17 protein-coding genes are annotated in these 17,222 nt (G+C 66.4%); 12 read left to right on the top strand and 5 right to left on the bottom strand.

Going from position 1 to position 17,222, the window contains the following annotated elements; translation table 11 throughout:
- Positions 1-98: 98 nt before the first annotated feature.
- Both F0U60_RS47640 and F0U60_RS47635 read right to left on the bottom strand, forming a co-directional pair.
- Positions 99-908, bottom strand: coding sequence for a LytR/AlgR family response regulator transcription factor (locus F0U60_RS47640; RefSeq protein ID WP_395810637.1), 810 nt, complete (start codon positions 906-908; stop codon positions 99-101).
- Positions 905-2,095, bottom strand: a complete 1,191-nt coding sequence (locus F0U60_RS47635) for a sensor histidine kinase (RefSeq protein ID WP_395810635.1) — start codon at positions 2,093-2,095, stop codon at positions 905-907. The genes F0U60_RS47640 and F0U60_RS47635 overlap by 4 nt, the downstream gene beginning before the upstream one ends.
- Before the next feature lie 290 nt (positions 2,096-2,385).
- Between F0U60_RS47635 and F0U60_RS47630 the strand changes: the two genes are divergently transcribed.
- Positions 2,386-2,982, top strand: a complete 597-nt coding sequence (locus F0U60_RS47630) for a hypothetical protein (protein WP_395810633.1) — start codon at positions 2,386-2,388, stop codon at positions 2,980-2,982.
- Positions 2,983-3,244: 262 nt separating this feature from the next.
- Positions 3,245-3,424: a hypothetical protein gene (locus tag F0U60_RS47625; protein ID WP_395810631.1), complete on the top strand. Its 180-nt coding sequence runs from the start codon at positions 3,245-3,247 to the stop codon at positions 3,422-3,424.
- Here the strand turns inward: F0U60_RS47625 and F0U60_RS47620 are convergent.
- Positions 3,421-4,767: a hypothetical protein gene (locus F0U60_RS47620; protein WP_395810629.1), complete on the bottom strand. Its 1,347-nt coding sequence runs from the start codon at positions 4,765-4,767 to the stop codon at positions 3,421-3,423. The two genes, F0U60_RS47625 and F0U60_RS47620, sit on opposite strands and share 4 nt — an antisense overlap.
- A gap of 128 nt (positions 4,768-4,895) precedes the next feature.
- Between F0U60_RS47620 and F0U60_RS47615 the strand changes: the two genes are divergently transcribed.
- The 4 genes from F0U60_RS47615 to F0U60_RS47600 are packed head-to-tail and all read left to right on the top strand — an operon-like array spanning position 4,896 to position 8,120.
- Positions 4,896-6,140, top strand: a complete 1,245-nt coding sequence (locus F0U60_RS47615) for an MFS transporter (RefSeq protein WP_395810627.1) — start codon at positions 4,896-4,898, stop codon at positions 6,138-6,140.
- Positions 6,141-6,189: 49 nt separating this feature from the next.
- Positions 6,190-6,945 (top strand): hypothetical protein, encoded by a 756-nt coding sequence (locus F0U60_RS47610; RefSeq protein WP_395810625.1) that lies wholly within the window; start codon positions 6,190-6,192, stop codon positions 6,943-6,945.
- A 7-nt stretch (positions 6,946-6,952) separates the two neighbouring features.
- Positions 6,953-7,384, top strand: coding sequence for a TonB family protein (locus F0U60_RS47605; protein WP_395810623.1), 432 nt, complete (start codon positions 6,953-6,955; stop codon positions 7,382-7,384).
- A gap of 28 nt (positions 7,385-7,412) precedes the next feature.
- The gene (locus tag F0U60_RS47600; RefSeq protein ID WP_395810621.1) at positions 7,413-8,120 is read left to right on the top strand and encodes a hypothetical protein; all 708 of its coding nucleotides are present in this window, start codon (positions 7,413-7,415) and stop codon (positions 8,118-8,120) included.
- Between the two features lie 20 nt (positions 8,121-8,140).
- On the opposite strand, the gene F0U60_RS47595 is transcribed toward F0U60_RS47600, so the two are convergent.
- On the bottom strand, positions 8,141-8,554 hold the full coding sequence (locus tag F0U60_RS47595; RefSeq protein ID WP_395810619.1) for a hypothetical protein: 414 nt from the start codon (positions 8,552-8,554) through the stop codon (positions 8,141-8,143).
- Between the two features lie 40 nt (positions 8,555-8,594).
- A complete protein-coding gene (locus F0U60_RS47590) occupies positions 8,595-9,476 on the bottom strand; it encodes a LysR substrate-binding domain-containing protein (RefSeq protein ID WP_395810617.1) in 882 nt (293 codons plus the stop codon).
- A gap of 122 nt (positions 9,477-9,598) precedes the next feature.
- Between F0U60_RS47590 and F0U60_RS47585 the strand changes: the two genes are divergently transcribed.
- The 6 genes from F0U60_RS47585 (at position 9,599) to F0U60_RS47560 (ending at position 17,216) form a co-directional block, all read left to right on the top strand.
- Positions 9,599-10,570, top strand: a complete 972-nt coding sequence (locus F0U60_RS47585; RefSeq protein ID WP_395810615.1) for a quinone oxidoreductase family protein — start codon at positions 9,599-9,601, stop codon at positions 10,568-10,570.
- A 264-nt stretch (positions 10,571-10,834) separates the two neighbouring features.
- Complete coding sequence (locus tag F0U60_RS47580; protein WP_395810613.1) at positions 10,835-11,983, top strand: glycosyltransferase; 1,149 nt, start codon at positions 10,835-10,837, stop codon at positions 11,981-11,983.
- Positions 11,984-12,020: 37 nt separating this feature from the next.
- A complete protein-coding gene (locus F0U60_RS47575) occupies positions 12,021-13,280 on the top strand; it encodes a cytochrome P450 (RefSeq protein ID WP_395810611.1) in 1,260 nt (419 codons plus the stop codon).
- 168 nt (positions 13,281-13,448) lie between these two features.
- Positions 13,449-14,831, top strand: coding sequence for a cytochrome P450 (locus tag F0U60_RS47570; RefSeq protein WP_395810608.1), 1,383 nt, complete (start codon positions 13,449-13,451; stop codon positions 14,829-14,831).
- Positions 14,831-15,895: a terpene synthase gene (locus F0U60_RS47565; RefSeq protein ID WP_395810606.1), complete on the top strand. Its 1,065-nt coding sequence runs from the start codon at positions 14,831-14,833 to the stop codon at positions 15,893-15,895. Before F0U60_RS47570 ends, F0U60_RS47565 begins: the two co-directional genes overlap by 1 nt.
- Positions 15,896-15,917: 22 nt before the next feature.
- On the top strand, positions 15,918-17,216 hold the full coding sequence (locus F0U60_RS47560) for a glycosyltransferase (protein ID WP_395810604.1): 1,299 nt from the start codon (positions 15,918-15,920) through the stop codon (positions 17,214-17,216).
- Positions 17,217-17,222: the final 6 nt, after the last annotated feature.

Below are 17,222 nucleotides of genomic sequence, written 5' to 3'. Positions count from 1 at the left end.
CACAGTGCCCGCGCGAGCAGCGCATGGGTGGAGTGTTCAGCCGGTGGGGACTTGCATGCGGCGAACGGGTCCTGCCGTGCAGCGGACGGGCCCGCTGCTCAGCGCAGGTGCTGGAACTTCTCGCGGTGGCTGCGAGCCACGCGCAGCTCGGCGCCGCCCATCAGCACCACGACGAGGTCCCTGCGCCCTTCGCTGCGCAGCTCGCGGATGCGGCGCGAGTTGACGATGGCCGAGCGGTGGATGCGCATGAAGCGCTCCGGGTCCAGCCGCGCCTCCAGGCTCTGCATCGTCTCGCGGTGGAGGTACGCCTTCCCGCCCGCGTGAATCTGCACGTAGTAGTCGGCGGCCTCGATGTACTCGATTTCGTCCACGTCGAGGAACACCACGCGCCCCGTGTCGCGGATGGCGAGCCGGCGCAACCACGGCTCGGGAGCCGTCGTGGGGGCCGGTGTCGGCGGAGGCGTGACGTCCCGCTCGCCATAGGTGGAGAGCACGGACATCAGCCGTTGACTGAGGTCGGACATGCGCGCCAGGCGAATCTGCGCCTTGGCGCGGCCCACGGCGTCGTGGAAGCGGTCGTCGCGGAAGGGCTTGAGCAGGTAATCGAGCGCGTGGATGTCGAAGGCGCGCAGGGCGTAGCGGTCGTACGCGGTGACGAAGATGACGGCAGGCACCTCGCCGGGGCCCAGGTGGGCGAGCACCTCGAAGCCATTGAGCTCCGGCATCTGCACGTCGAGGAGCACGAGGTCGGGCCGCTGCTCGCGGATGAGGCGCACGGCCTCGGGGCCGTTGCCAGCCTCGCCCACCACGCTGATCTCCGGGTCCGAGGCGAGCAGCAGGCGCAGCCCCTCGCGCGCCAGGGGCTCGTCATCCACGACGAGCGTGCGGATGCAGGCGGTCGAATTCATGGCACGGGCACCTCGGGCGAGGCGGACTGGAATGGCAGCTCCAGGCGGGCGCGCACACCGCCTCCGGCGCGGTTCTCCAGCGTGAAGGCGTGGCGGTCTCCGTAGAGCTGGTGCAGGCGCTCCCGCACGTTGGCCACGCCGATGCAGCCGCCATGGGTGTCCCAGCCGGGGGCGAGCCCGGGGCCGTCATCGAGCACCTCCAGCACCAGCCGGGCGCCCTCACGCGACGCGCGCAGCTCCACGCATCCGGCGCCGGAGCGGGTGGCGAGGCCGTGCTTGATGGCGTTCTCCACCAGCGGTTGGAGGATGAGGCTGGGCACGAGCGCGCCGAGCGTGGCGGGGTCGATGGCGCGGACTACCTGGAGCCGGTCCTGGAAGCGGGTCTGCTCGATGTCGAGGTAGCGCTCCAGGAAGTCGAGGTCCTCGTGGAGGGGGACTTGCTGGCGGCCGGTGGTGTTGAGGGCCATGCGCAGCAATTCGCTGACGCCGGTGAGCATGCGGATGGAACCGGCGGTGTCCTGCTTGCGCACGAGGACGGAGATGGCGTTGAGCGTGTTGAAGAGGAAGTGCGGGTGGAGCTGGGCGCGCAGGGCCTCGAGCTGCGCGTGGGCCAGGCGCGTCTCGAGCTGCGACTGGGCCAGCTCTCCCTCACGGTAGCGGCGGTGGTACTCCAGGGCGTAGCCGACGGAGAGGATGCCGCCGTAGATGATGATGTCGGTGAGGCCGTACTTGCCCAGCATCATGGGCAGGATGAAGCCCAGCGAGTTGTCCACGAACCACTTCTCCCCCGCGGCGCGGGAGAGGAAGACGATGAGGAGCAGATGGGGGACGATGAACCCGAGGAGGGCGGGCCCATGGACCGCAAGGGCGCGGGGCCAGACGCCACGCTCCAGGCGGAAGCGCCGTCCGAGCGCGAGGATGAGCGGGGTGGCCAGCGCCCAGTACGACCAGGGCGGCACGTGCATCATCAGCGCCCGGGCGAAGGGATAGGTGGGGTCCTTGGCCTGGGCGTAGAAGTAGGTCTGGCTCGAGGTGATGACGCCCGGCACGGCGTAGACCAGCAGGAGCAGCGGCAGGCGGCGCGCCAGCAGCAGCAGGGCGGACGGCGCTGACGTGGAAGAACTCGGCCGGAGTGTCACGGCGGAGGACGGCAGGAGGGGGCTCGCTGCGGGAGAGGAGGATTCCACGGTCAGTGGATTCTACGCCCGCGCCAGGGTCCCTTTCGAACCGGTGCAGCCAAAGGGCTCCGGGGTGCAGCGAACGGGCCCGCCTGTCTGCTCCTCTTGACCACACGCGTCGTGCAGCGAAGAGCCACTCCCCGGCGATTTCCAGCGCGAAGCAGGTTGCTCCCTCGCGCCCAGGTGAACCAACCTTTCCCCTCCAGAGGGTTTTCCAGTCATGACCTTCCCGCCGTGGGTCGCGCCAGGTCGTGTCGCGCGAATTCTTCGACACCCTATCTGTCATGAGACGAACCACCGTGTTGCTCTTGGCTATGGTGGCGTGGATGCCCGTCACTCCCCAGTTTCCGCATCCCTTCTACGTCGTTCATGATCACCAGGATGGCCGCTCAACGACGGTTTCGTGGCGATGGCGTCAGATGTATCCCGCCATCTACTTCTTCGTGGCGATCTATGCCGTCTTCGCGATCTTCATCGTGTCCGACTCCTTCTCGGATGGAGTCTTGCACGATGTCCTCGGAGGTCTGTCGCCTTTGGCGCGGATGAAGAGGGCAGATCTGCTGCCCGTGATGTTCTTCACGGGGGTCAGCTACGTGGTGGCGGCCTGGCTCCTGAATCGCACCTTCCTCGAGGTGGATGGTTCGCGCCTGCGCATCCGCTATGCGCCCCTTCCCTGGCCGGGAGGCCGGACATTTCGTGCGGCGGAGGTATCGGGTGTCCTCGTGAAGGACCGCACATACAAAGACAAGAATGGCTTCGCTCGTTCGGTCTATGACCTCTATGTGGTGCTCAACGCCAGGCGCCGGGTGCGGCTGCTGTTGGGACTGCCAGAACGGCGTCAGGCGGAGTTCCTCGAGCAGCGCATCGTGGAAGGCGTGCTCGGCATCCGGTCGTAGCCTCCGGGCGCCGTCCCCGTCATCGACTCGCTGACCGCCAGCCGCAGCGAAGTCGAGCCGGGCGCCAAAGTGACGCTCGCCGCTGCCGCGCATGATGCCAATCCTGGCAACATCCTTTCCTACAGCTGGTACGCTTTTGGGGGCCGCCTTCCGGAGGTTGGTAAGGCGGCCCGCCCCACTCATTGCCCGTTTAGGACTAGGACAGGCTTTCCTCCTCTGGCCCCGGCTTTGCCCCCGCTCGAGGGAGTCTCTCGTAAATCCCGTGCCCGTGCTCTCGCGCACCCTGGCGTCCCTGGAGGAACTGGCCCGCGTTCTGGTAGCGCGCCAGTACGGAGAGGGGCTCAGCCCGGGGACGAACGCCATGCCCCGCCGGATGATGTTGCCCGGGCCGTGCAGCGCCGAGCGGTCATCCGGAGAAGGCCTGGCGCTCGAGCTGGCTTAGGAGTCGTAGCCGTGGTGCCCGTCGAGCACGATGACCTTGCGGCTGGCCGGGTAGTAGAGGACGCCCCACTCTTGGAAGTCGTGGCAGTTGTGGCAGGCCACCTCTCCCCCGGAGAACCAGGCCTGGACGTCGCCGCCGCCGGCGTAGGTATCCAGCTGCGAGAGCAGCGCGGCGCCCTTGCTGCCGGAGAAGAAGTAGCTCTGCGCCAGGCCCGCGCGGTTCGTGACGGTGCCGTCAGTGAAGGACGGCAGGGACCGGTCCGCCCCGAGGTGCTCCACGATGGCCTGCAGCGTCACCGGCTGGGCCGGGCACTCGGGCGTGGTGTAGGCGGCGATGGAGGAGATTTCATACCAGGACAAGGGGGTGGACCCCACGTTCCACGCCGCGCGCGCGGGCTCCAGGGACGAGGCATCGGCGGCGGTGAGCGAGAACGGCTGGGGGGACACCTCGCAGGCGCTCGCGTACGTGCAGCGCAGGACCTGGCGGTAGGTGCCGCACTGGCCGAAGTCCTTCGTGCCCGCGGGCTGGGAGTGGTAGCAGTTGTAGACGGCGGGGTCGCAGCCCGGGCTGGGCCAGACGTCGTAGGCGTCGCCATCGGTGAGCGCGAGCTCCGTCACGCGCGCGACGAGGCGCGCCGTCTTCTGCATGGCCACGCCGTCATCGGCGCCCGCGCTGAAGGTGAGCGGGACGGTGTGCGGGTCGATGGCTTGGTGCAGCGTCGGGTACGACCAGTCGAGGCGGTAGCTGGGCCGGCCGTAGACCTGCGGGATGCCGTCGGGCGCCGTGACGGAGAGCCAGTCCACGTACCCGGACACCGAGGCGCGGCCGCGATAGAGGAGGTTGCTGTTGCCCTGGACGACGTAGAGGGGGTTCACCGCCTCGTCGATCCAGATGCCGCTGTCGCCGCGGAAGTCGAAGAACCGCGGGGCAATCACGATGCGAGCGGTGTACGAGCGCGGCGTGCCCGTGAAGGTGTCGACGCGGACGAAGAGCGGCAGGCCGGAGAGCACAGTGTTGAGCTCGTGGCCCTCGTGGAGGACGATCTCGAACCGGCGCTCGCTGATGATGTTCGCGTCCCCGAAGGCGTCGTCGGGGACGAAGCTCAGGACGTTCGAGAGGTAGCGGTTCGCGGTGGCGCGGAGGATGAGGGCGCGGACGCCATCACGCTCCTCGAAGGTGCCGAGCGTCTCGAAGCTGAGCTCGTTGTCGCCCACCGAGGCGTAGAGGCGGGTGGCCGTCGCTGCGGCGGTGCTGACGCCGGTCTCCTCCGTGGTCTCGGGAGTGGCGTTGGTACAGGCCGCGAGCGCGGTGAAGCTGGCAAGGGCGAGGGTGCGTAGTTGCATGGGGGGGTCTCCAGGTGAGGCCCCCCGAGTACCACGTGCCTATGACACGCCGCGGGCGGGGACTGTGTCAGTCCTGTAACGCGAGTTGGTGTAAGGTGGGCCTCCCGCTCTCCTGTTCGTGAACATCCATGATCTCCGCTGCGGATTCAGTCCCCGAGTCGAGCGCGCTGCGCACCCCGGGTTATCGAACCTTCCTGCTCACGTTCATGTTGGCGATGATGGCCGACAACATCGAGCACGTGATCAGCTACTGGGTGGTGTTCCAGAAGTTCCACTCGGCGGCGTTGGGCGGGTTCGCGGTGGTGTCCCACTGGCTGCCCTTCCTGGTGTTCTCGGTGCCGGTGGGCGCGCTCAATGACCGGTTCGACTCCAGGCGCCTCATCCAGTGCGGGATGGTGCTCTTCATCATCGCCTCCGTGGGGTGGGGCTACTTCTTCGTCACGGATTCCCTGCAGGTGTGGCACGCCATGGTCCTGCTCACGATTCACGGCTGCGCGGGCGTGCTGTGGGGCACCTCCAGCCAGATGTTGCTCTATGACATCGTGGGAGCCCGCTCCCTGCCCAGCGCGGTCCGCCTGAACGCGACGGCCCGCTATCTCGGAGTGCTGGTGGGCCCCGGCGTGGGCAGCCTCATCATGCGGACGCTCGGTCCCACCTGGGGCATCTTCGTCAACACGGTGTTCTACCTGCCGCTGCTGCTCTGGCTGGTGCGCGCACCCTATGGCCGGCACTTCCGTGGGGTGGCGGCGGGCCCCAAGCGGGCTGTCCGAGGCCTCGCCGACATCATCCAGACCGTCCGGGACGTGCGCGAGGTGCCCGTGGTCGGGGCCATGGTGCTGCTGGCGGGGACGGCGTCCTTCTTCATCGGCAACAGCTACCACGCACAGATGCCGGGCTTCGCCCAGGACCTGGGCCATGGAGATCCCGGCGCGACCTATACGCTCCTGCTGGGAGCGGATGCGGCCGGGGCCCTGCTCGCGGGCATCCTGCTCGAGACACGCGGATCCTGGCTGCGGACCGAGCCCGCCTCCGCGTTGAAGATGGCCCTGCTATGGGGATGCGCGCTCTTCGCGTTCTCGCTCATCCGCGTGTATCCGGTGGCCATCGTCGTGCTCTTCCTGGCCGGGTTCTTCGAGCTCTCCTTCAGCAGCATGACCCAGGCGCTCGTGCAGCTGAATGCGCCGGACACCATCCGTGGCCGTGTGCTGGGGCTCTTCACCATGTCGGCCTCCGGCCTGCGCGCGTTCAGCGGCGTGACCGTGGGGCTGCTGGGAAGTATCACCAACATCCACCTGTCGCTCGCGGTGTCCGCGCTGGCCTTCGTGACGGTGGCGGGCCTGCTGCTCCTCCGTCGAAGCCCACAGGGTGCCTGAGCGGTCGGTTGTGGCGACCCGTGAGAGCGTTTCTGCTAGGTCTCACCGCATGCACCTCTCCATCTCCCGCATCGTCCCTGGATGGTTCGCTCTGGCCCTCTGCCTTTTGATACCCGCTGCTCACGCGGCCGAGGTCTCCTCCGCCAGCCGGGTGGAGACTTCCCCTGGCCTCTCTCCCGAAGCAGTCAAGCGCGTCTTCGACCAGCAGCGGCCGGCGCTGGCCTCCTGCATGCGCCTGCTCACCGAAGAAGCCGTCAGGGAAAACACTCCCTGGAACCCTCCTCCTGATGTGGATGACCGGATCCTGCTGCGCTTCGAGGTAGGGCGTGACGGCAAGGTGCTGGATGACGCGCGCAACGGACACATCCCTCGTGGGGAAGGCCTCTATCTGGACAGGAATTGCGTCAGGCTGCTCGTGCGCTCCTGGACCTTTCCCGCCTTTCCCGCCCGCAAGGGTGAGGAGGTGAGGGTGGAGATCCAGGCGCGTTTCAGTACCACGGCGGCCGAGCGCAAGGCCGAGCTGGCTCGAATCCGCGAGGAGCTCGAAGCCCTCTGCCGTGCCCTCTCCGCGCTGGGTGGAGGCAAGCCGCCAACGACGCAGGACACGACGCAAACCGTCCAGCGCTTCCTCGCGGAGCGCCGCAGCCGCCTGTCCCCACTCATGCGGAGCGGTCTGGAGTCGCTGTTGCATGTCAACGCGCCGGACCTGGCGTCCATCTACGAGAACCTCGCCATGGAACTCCTGAGCACGCCTGTCGCATGCCCCACGGTCCATGGCTGGGGTGGCTCCACGCGGGAGGGCTGAGGAAGCCATGAGAAACGTCCCCCTGTTGCTGCTCCCGCTTGCCGTGGGCGCCTGTGTTTCCACCATTCCCATCACGTCCATCACGCTCGCGCCGCCCTCGGAGAAGCTCACCCGGCGGGAGTCCATCCGGGAGGTGATCGGGTCCCACCGCGAGGAGATCCGGGACTGCTACCTACAGGCCCTCCGGACGCGCGGCTCCATTCCGGATGGGAAGGTAGTCGTGCGCTTCGGCATCTTGGCGGACGGCACGGTAAAGGAATGCCAGGTTGAATTCTCCTCGATGGATTCCCCGATGTTGGAGCGCTGCGTTCAGGACCGGGTGCTGACCTGGGTGTTTCCCCGCGAGGATGCCCCCGGGACCACGGTCGTCACCTATCCGTTCCTTTTCATGCGAAATGCCCCGGAAGCACCAAAGCCCCCTCCCGCTGCCACGCAATGAGCGGGCGGAACTGGCGTATGAACAGGGCATGACCGACCTGCCGCCCCTGCTGGGCCGCGTGGCCTTCCTCGCCGTCGCCTCCGGGCTGACGCCGCTCATCCCTGTGCCGTTGCTGGACGACTATGCCCTGCGCCAGACGCGCGAGGGCATGGTCCGGCAAATCCTCCGGGAGCACGGCCTGCCCACGCCGGACCCGGCCGTGCAGGTGCTCGCCGGCTCCCACGTGAGCACCTCCCTGGGCGGCGCGGTGAAGGGCTTCCTCAAGGGCGTGCTGCTGTTCCCCGTGCAAAAGCTCTTCCGGAAGGTCTTCTTCGTCCTCTGGGTGAAGGACTGCGTGGACATGGCCTCGCTGTCCCTGCACCACGGCTTCCTGCTTACCCACGCGGTGGAGCGCGGGGACCTGGACGCGGCCTCGCTGAACGGAGATACGCCGCGGAAGGTCCACGACGCCATCGTCGCCGCCTGCGCGGAGGTGGACTCGCGCCCCATCAACCAAATCCTCCGCCGGCTCTTCGCCAGCAGCCGCCTGCTGATGGCCGAGGCCGCCCGCGCCTTCTTCAGCCCGAAGAATCCGGGTCCCCGCACGCCCGAGGCGGAGGGGAGCGCCGAGGTGAAGTCGCTGACAGACCGGCTGCTCGCGGAGCTCTGGGAGGAGCGCGGGTACTTCGCCGCCCTGCAGGCGCACTACGACAAGCACCTGAAGGCCCGTCCGGCGCAGGTCTCCTCAGGGCGCTGAGCCCGCGGAGACTGCCTTAATCAAATCCTGTACCAACTCGACGAAGTGCCGTTGAAGTACTCGGTCATCCACTTGCCATCGGTCGACACGGTGATGCTCACAGGCACCCAGACAATAGTGGTGCCCTGACAAATACCGCACTCTCCCGAATACACGTTGGGATTACTACTACTCTTGACGAGGTTCCGGAAGCTCTGAGCGCCAACGCTCCAGCAAGGATATCCGGAGGCGACTTTCGACATGTAGCCGTTTCCAGTCGCATCAATTGTCTGCACCCACCCGCCGTTCGCCCAGCTTCCTATAACCGAGTCCCCGGCATCGAGCTCAGCCCGCAGCGAGCCAGGGACGTCCGGATTGCCAGCCTCGTTCACCGGCCCGCCGCATGCCATTGTCAAGAGGGAGAGGAAAACAACAAGCGCTCCGGGTGATTTCATTGGGTGACTCCGGTGAGAGGCATCGAGCATTCGCGCCTGACTACCTTTTTACTCCTGCCCCCCCTCTTGAGGGAATGCCCTCCATCAGGACCTTGATCGCGGCATCAACAACGGGCGTTCGCCGATCATGCGCGTATAGACCGTATTGGACGGTCAGCGGCTCAGGTACGTCCGCTGACGCCTTCAGCACCCGCATTGCGCCTGCACGAACGGACTCAGGCGGCAGCAAGCCGATGCCCAGCCCGTTTTCGATCGCCGCCTGCAAGGCCATGACGCTCTGGCTGGTGAACGTCACTCGATGCTCCCGGCCGGTCGCGACCAGCGCATCGATCATTCGTCGACGCCAAAGGCAGGGGGCGGGAAATGCAACGAGATCCAAAGGCCGTTCCTGCTCTGGGACATAGTCCTGGGCGCATACCCACTGGAGCTCGACGTTCCATGCGCTCAAGGCATCGGCATCCACGACGGAGGCCGGGCCGATCAGGATATCCAACCCGTCTTCGCTCCAGAGCCGTCCCAGCGCGATGCTGTGCTCGACCACCACGTCAAGACGGATGTCCGGATGGGCACGATGAAGCCGTCCCAGCGCGGCCGGGAGCGCTGCAGTGGCCACCTCTTCCGCAAGGCCAATGCGCACGCCGCCGCTGAGCTCCGTCTCCCGCATGCGCGCCAGGGCTTCCTCACTCAGTGCGAGGATACGGGTCGCGTATCCCAGAAAAAGTTCACCCTCGGCGGTTGGCACAACGCCACGGCCAGTACGCTGAAACAACTGCCGATCAAGCAGGCTCTCAAGCCGGCGCATCTGCATGCTCAGCGTCGATTGGGTTCGGCCCGTCTGCACCGCGACCCGGCTCAAGCTGCCTTGCCGACAGACCGCCACATAGGTGCGAAGAAGGTCGAGGCCGATTTGATCAGCTATCATATCTGTTGAACTCTAATATCAACGATATCAGCCTACAATCATATCTCGCCACGCGTTATCTCTCGGCACGTCAATTCCCAAGTTCTGGGCTGACACGCATCTCAACGAGAGGGACGAAACCCGTGAAAGCAATCCGTGTTCACCGCCACGGCGGGCCAGATGTGCTCGCCTACGAGGACGTCGACATCGGCCAGCCCGGCCCCGGCGAGGTCCGCGTCCGCAATAAAGCGATCGGCCTCAACTTCACCGACGTCTACTTCCGCACCGGCGCCTATGCGCCGCCCAGCCTGCCGTTCACGCCCGGCAACGAGGGCGCTGGCGTGGTTGTGGCGGTCGGCGAGGGCGTCAGTGACTTCGCTCCAGGCGACCGCGTGGCCTATGTCTCGATGCTCGGCGCCTATGCCGAGGAGCGTATCGTGCCGGCCCACTTCCTCGTGCACCTTCCCAGCACAATCGATTTCGAGACCGGCGCCGCGATGATGCTGAAGGGCCTGACGGCGCAATATTTGCTGCGTCGCACCTTCCGCGTCGAGGCGGGCCATACCCTCCTCGTGCACGCCGCGGCGGGCGGCGTCGGCCTCATCCTCACGCAATGGGCGAAGCACCTTGGCGCGACGGTCATCGGCACGGTTGGCTCGCCCGAGAAGGCCGAACTTGCGCGCAAGAACGGCTGCGACCACGTCATCGAGTACCGCAAGGAAGACTTTGCTGCGCGCGTCAAAGCGCTCACGAACGGAGAGGGCTGCCACGTCGTCTACGACAGCATCGGCAAGGCCACCTTCCCGGCCTCGCTCGATTGCCTGCGACCCTTCGGCTACTTCGTTAGCTTCGGCTCGGCGTCGGGCCCGATCGAGGCGTTCGACATCACCCTCTTGGCGAAGAAGGGCTCGCTCTTTGCCACATGGCCCATTCTGTTCGCACATCTTGCAAAGCGCGAGGACGTGCTCGCCATGAGCAAGGAGCTCTTCCACGTCGTCTCGAGCGGCGCGGTGAAGATCCCCGTCCATGCCCGCATGCCGCTCGCCGGGGTGGCCGAGGCCCACCGCCAGCTCGAAGCGCGGCAAACGACAGGTGCGACGGTCCTGCTGCCGTAGCAATGAGCGGGCATTCCGATGGGACGCGGAGGGTAGAGTCGAATCCTTGATAGGGTGTCTGGCATGGACAACAACCCTCTCCGAAGCCCGGGAGTCCATCCTCGACACCATCCGGCAGGACCGAAACAATTTCTCAAACGCCGGTAGTCATTGGAGCCCGGGGCATCGCTACATTGACGGACTTCAACCTCATGCGTTACGAGGCCTTGGCCAAGGCCCGGTCCGTTCTGGGGCAGGCGCAGCGAAAACCCCCCTGAGGAAACCATGTTCCTGCTCCTCCTCACCGCGGTCAGTGCCCTCTATTCGCTCAACCTGGCCGTTCAGCTGATACGGGTCATGCGTGCCATGCCCCGGATCGAGCGGTTGAGGGCGCCGCCGCCCGTGCAGTGGCCTCGGGTGTCGCTGGTCATGCCCGCGCGCAATGAGGAGCGCACGTTGGAGTCCGCCATGCGCTCCAAGCTGGAGAACACCTATCCAGCGCTCGAGCTGGTGCTGGTGGATGACCGCTCGACGGATGCGACGGGAACCATCGCCGACCACTTCGCCCGAGCCGAGCCCCGACTCCAGGTGGTGCACGTCGAGCACCTGCCAGAGGGCTGGCTCGGGAAGGTCCACGCCATGCAGCGGGGGCTGGAACGTGCGAGCGGCGAGTGGCTCCTCTTCAGCGACGCGGATGTCCACCTGGCCCCGGGAACCTTGGAGAAGATCATCGCCTACGCGGAGCACGAGGGGCTCGACCATGTCACCGTGTTGCCCGAGATCACCTGCTCCGGCTTCGCGCTCCAGATGACGCTCGTCTCCATGTTCCGGCTCGTGTGCGTGAGAACCCGGATGTGGGAGGTGTCCGATCCGCGCTCGTCCGCCGCCATCGGAATTGGAGCCTTCAACCTCGTGCGCCGCTCGGCCCTGGAGCGCACACCCGGGTTGGAGTGGCTGAAGATGGAGATCGCCGACGACGTCATGTTCGGAACGATGCTCAAGCGCTCCGGCGCGAAGCAGGCCGTGCTCAACGGCCGGAACGCCGTGAGCCTCGAGTTCTATCCCTCTCTGGGCGCCTTCACCCAAGCCATGGAGAAGAGCGGTGCGTCCTTTCCCTTGTCCTCGCTCATCCTGGGCAACCTGCTCCTGGTGGTGCTCGAGTGCGGGTTCCTCGCGGGGTTGGCCTCGGGACGCCCGGCGCTCGTGCTCCTGGGAGGGGCAACCTGGGCGCTGGGAGCCGTGATGGCCTGGGCTTTCAGTGTCTGGGCAGGCTTTTCCCGATGGCCCGCACCCCTGGTCTTCCTGGGCATCCTGCCGACCGCTTGGGTCTCCATCCGCTCGGCCGTGCTGGCGCTCATGCGAGGGGGCGTCTTCTGGCGAGGGACGTTCTACCCGACGTCCGTGGTGCGAGCCGGACAGCGCTTGGGGCGCTGACGAGTGTTTCCAGTACCCGTCGAGAAGGAGTTCAGCGATGTCCGCCCACCAGACGAACCCGAGTGAGAACCCGCCCGCGGTGCAGTTCAATCCCTACGCGCCCGGGTATGACGTGAATCCCCATCCCGCGCTCGAGAAGCTGCGAGCGCAGGCGCCGATCTTCTACTGGGAGCAGGGGCGCTGCTGGGTCGTCAGCCGGTATGAGGATGGCCTCACCGTGCTCCGCGATGACAAGCGTTTCTCACCCAACCGGGACGATTGGGAGTTCGCCTCGGTGCTGGGCTCCGACGCGCTCATTCCCGAGATGGAGGAGCTGAACAAGAATGGGCTGTTCGCCTTGGGCGAGCGCAACCATGCCCGTGTGCGCAGGCTCGTCAGCCCGGCGTTCACCCCGCGCGCCACCGAGCGGCTGCGTCCGGAGATCCAGGCCATCGTCGATGAGCTCCTCGACTCCGTGGCGGCGAAGGGCCGGGTGAACATGGTCCATGAGTTCTCGGAGCGCATCCCGGCGCGGGTCATCGGCTCCATGCTGAAGATCCCCAAGGGGAATGAGGCGCTGTTCGTGGACTTCACCAACGCGGTGGCCAAGAGCGTCTTCGCCGGTGCGCTCGCGCCCGAGGAGCTGGCGCCCCTGCGCCGGCAGATCCGCGAGGGGATTGTCCTGGTGACGGAGACGATCGAGGACCGGCGCCGCAACCCGCGGGAGAACGACCTCCTGACGACGCTCATCCAGACGGAGGAGCAGGGGGACAAGCTCAACAAGCAGGAGCTGCTCGCGCTGGTGTCCTCGCTCATCGTGGGAGGCTTCGAAACCACCGTCCACCTGTTCTCCTTCTGCGTCTACAACCTGTTGCAGTACCCCGAGGTGTTCGCCGAGGTGAAGGCCAGGCCCGAGCTGACCAAGAACCTGGTCGAGGAGGTCCTGCGCTTTGACAACTTCGTGAAGATGGGGCCCGCCCGCTACGCCCTGGAAGACGTGGAGCTGGGGGGGATGCCCATCAAGAAGGGGCAGATGCTGGTGGTCCTGGTCGGCAGCGCGCTGCGCGACGAACGCGCGTTCGACAAGGCCGATGTCTTCGATATCCAGCGCAACGCGAACTCGAGCATCGCGTTCGGACACGGGGCGCACTACTGCCTCGGGGCGTACCTGGCGCGGCTCATGGCGCAGATCTCCATGGAGTCCCTGGTGCGCCGGTTCCCGGAGCTGCGGCTCGTGAAGCAGCCCTCGTTCGGGCCGCACTCCCTCATGCGCAAGATGGAAGTGCTCGAGGTGGACCTGGGCTCGCCCTCGGCGTGACCGGGTCATTTCCTCCTCACCTGCATGGGGGAGAACCTGCTCGCCCAGGTGGCCCGTTGTACACCTCCAAACTGTTTTCTCTGTAATCTGGAAAAAACTCGCGTTGCCTGACAACCGGGAATCCGTTAGGAGCAACACCGCCATCCCCCCAGGCGAGCGTTTCCACCCATGAACACCGTGACCCCTCCGACCGCTGTCACCGCCCCCGAGGTGCCAGGCGGATTGCCGCTGCTTGGCCATGCGCTCCGGCTGCTTCGCTCGCCTGTCGCCTATATGCAGTCGTTGCGTGAGTTCGGTGACATCGTCCAGCTCCGCATCGGCTCTTCGCCCGTGTATGTGGTCACCTCCCCTGAGTGCATCCATCAGGTGCTGGTCACTCACGCCGACAGCTTTGAGAGAGGGCGCGTCTTCGACAAGGCGACGTCCGCGATCGGCAAGGGGCTCATTGTCTCCAACGGAACTTTCCACCGGCAGCAACGAAAGCTCCTGCAGCCGGGATTCAACCGGCCGCGCATCCACGGCTACATGGAGATCATCCATCGGCAAGCCGAAGTGCAGATTGCCGGGTGGTCGCCGGGGTCCCGCCTCTCACTGCGCCAGGAGATGCATCGGCTGACGCTCAATGCCGTCACCCGGACGCTGTTCGGCGCGAACACCGAGGAGCGCATCGCCGCGGAGATCGGCGACTACATCGACGCCGCCAACTCGTGGGTGGGTCTCCACACCGTGCTGCCTGGCCACTTCTTCGAGAAGATGCCAATGCCAGTCAACCGGGCCTTCGTGAGCAAGAAAGCCCGCTTCGACGAGATCATCAATACGTTCATCGACTCGCGGCGCGCGGATGGCCGCGACCAGGGGGATTTGCTGTCCGCGTTGTTGTCGGCGCAGGATGACGAGACCGGCAAGGGGATGAGCGATGAACAGCTCCGGATGGAGATCGCCGGCCTGTTCGTCGCCGGATCCGAGACCACGGCGACCGCGTTGACCTGGCTCTTCCACGAGCTGGGACGCAACCCCGAGGTGGAAGCGCGGATCCACGCCGAGGTGGACACCGTGCTAGGTGGCAGGCCCGTCACCACGGAGGACCTGCCCCGGTTGCAGTACATCCAGAACGTGATCTCCGAGACGCTGCGTCGCTACCCGATCGCCTGGTTGCTGATGAGGCGCGCCATCCGTGACGTGGAGCTGGCGGGCACCCTCCTGCCGGCGGGGGCCGAGGTCGTCGTCAGCCCGCTGATGGTCCACCGCAACCCACGTCTCCACCCCGAGCCGTTGCGTTTTGACCCCGATCGGTGGCTGCCAGAGCGGGCGCGGGAGATTCCGCGCCAGGCCTTCCTCCCCTTCGGGGATGGGAAGCACAAGTGCATCGGTGACTACTTCGCCCGCACTGAGATGGTGATCGCCGTCGCCACCATCGCCGCCCGGTGGCGGCTCGTTCCGGTGCCAGGTCATCGCGTCTGGGAAGTCCCCCGCTCGGTCTTGCGACCCAACCAGGTCCTGATGACCGCCGTTCCCCGTTCCTCCACCCCCGCCCCCCAGGAGCGCCACTAATGATTGACACCCAGCGTGCCGCGATCGAGTTCCACTTTCCGTTCCCTCGCGACCTCAGCCCTGACATTGAACAGGCTCAACGTCACAGCCTCGCCTGGGCCCGTCAGATGGGATTGGCCACCACCGACACCGCGCTCCGATATCTGGAGGCGTGGAACTGGGGACGTCTCACCGGTCACTGTCTGCCCACCGCGCGCGGTGCCGACCTGGAGCTGGCCACGGACTGGATGACCTGGGGGTTCCTCTACGATGACCAGTTCGCCGGCCCCCTCGGCAACCAGCCGGCGCGGGTGGCTCGAATCACCGAGAACATGATTGGCGTTCTCTACGCCACATCCGCGGCCCCGAAGGAAGACGCCTGCGCGCGGGGCATCACGGACATCCTCCAGCGGCTCGAGTCGAAAATGTCCGCGGCCTGGATGGCCCGCTTCCGCGACGACCTGAAGTGGTACTTCCTCGGGGTGCTGCGGATGACCACCTTCCGCAACCGCCTCAGCCAGATCGACACGCGGACCGCGTTTGAGATCCGTCGCCTCGACATCGGCATGGGCGCCGTGATCGATCTCATTGAGGTCGCGGAGGGTTTCGAGTTGCCCGAGGCGCTCTTTGGCACCACTCAGATCCAAACCCTGCGCCAGTGCGTCATCGACATCGTCATCATGCAGAACGATGTCTTCTCCCTGCCCAAGGACCGGCACCAGCAGGAAGTCAACGTAGTCCTCGCCATGGAGCGCTCGGAGAACCTCACCACCGCCCAGGCCCTGGCGCGGACCTCCGCCCTGGTCGACGAGAAGGTCCAGGAGTTCCTCGCCGTCAAGGCCGGAATGCCCGCCTTCTACGAGACCCTCGGGCTCGGTGCCACGGACCGGGCCCGCATGGACCGGTACCTCCACTGTCTCGAGCTCATGATCCACGGCTGTGTCTACTCACATGCCGAGTGTGTTCGTTACTCCACCAGGTCCGAGCACACCCAACCCATCGCGGGCCGAGGCTTCATCCAGGACCTGCACCTGGACGCGGGCCTCGAGCTGGCGCAAGCGCTCACCCGAACGGCCCAGATGTGAGCCCCTGATAGGGAAACGCGCGATGAAGATCACCGTGTTGGTATTGGGGACTCGTGGGGACGTGCAGCCCTTCATCGCGCTGGCGATCGCCTTGCAGCGCCGCGGTCACGAGGTCTGTGTCGCCACGTCCCGCGGCTTCGCCGACATGGTCGCGCACAGCGGTGCCCGGTATGTCCCCGTCTCGGCGGATTATGAGGAGTGGTTCCAGTCGGAGGAGGGCATCCGGTGGATGGCCGGCTCCGACAACACCGCCAGGTTCATGCGGATGCTGGCCGGGGAAGGGGTGGGGATCGATAGCAGGCTCAAGCCGCGAATGCACCGCGAGCTCCTGGCTGCGTGCGAGGGCGCCGACGCCATCATCGCGAACCTGGTGATCGAGGACTGCGCCGCCTGCATCGCGGAGAAGCTCAAGGTGCCCTTGATCCCCGGGTACACGATGCCGATGCTGCCGACGTCGGAGTTCCCCAGCCCGTTCCTCTCCGCGCACAAGCTGCCGCTGCGCGCGATGAATCGGCTCACGCACTCTCTTCTCGAGACGCTCTACTGGCAGGGGCAGAAGCGCCTCATCCAGGCCTGGCGTGCGGAGCTCGGGCTGCCGCCCACGGCCATCTCGATGCGGGAGAAGCTGTGGCGCGCCGGAGCGCCGATCCTGCATTGCTACAGCAGTCAGCTCGTCCCGCGTCCGTCGGACTGGAGCGCCGCGAATGTCATCACCGGCCCCTGGATGATGCCCCCGGACGTTCGCGTCAACGCGGGCGGCGTCCCGTCGCCGGAGCTCATCCGCTGGCTGGACGAGGGGCCACCGCCCATCTACCTGGGTTACTGGCGGCTGCCCTCGATGGACAAGGCCGGGATGCTGCGGCTGGCAATCGAGGTCTCGAAGACGCTGGGAGTCCGCTTCGCCATTGGAGCGAGCTGGAGCGAGGAGGAGATCGCGGCGCTCCGAGTGCCCGAGAGCATCTTCATCACGCGCTCGGTGGACCACGACTGGCTGTTCGCGCGCTGCAGCGCGACCGTCCACCACGGCGGCGCGGGTACCACCGCGGCCACGCTGCGTGCCGGGCTGCCGACGGTCATCTGCTCGATCTGCAATGATCAGCCCTTCTGGGGAAACCGGGTGACGGCGCTCGGTGTTGGCTACAGCATGTCGTTCAAGCAGCTCACCGCGGAGCGGCTCACCCAGGCGCTGCGCCACATCCAGGACGGCGCGGTGCGCGCCCGTGCGAACAGGCTGGGAGAGCTGATGCGGCAAGAAGATGGCACTGCCACGGCGGTCCGCATCATCGAGGAGCGCCTGCCGGGCGCCCCTCTGCTCTCTTGAGGTGCT

The sequence above is a fragment of the Archangium minus genome, from assembly GCF_044360475.1.
GTDB classification, from domain to species: Bacteria; Myxococcota; Myxococcia; order Myxococcales; family Myxococcaceae; genus Archangium; species Archangium minus.
This window is presented reverse-complemented; position numbering and strand designations above follow the sequence as displayed.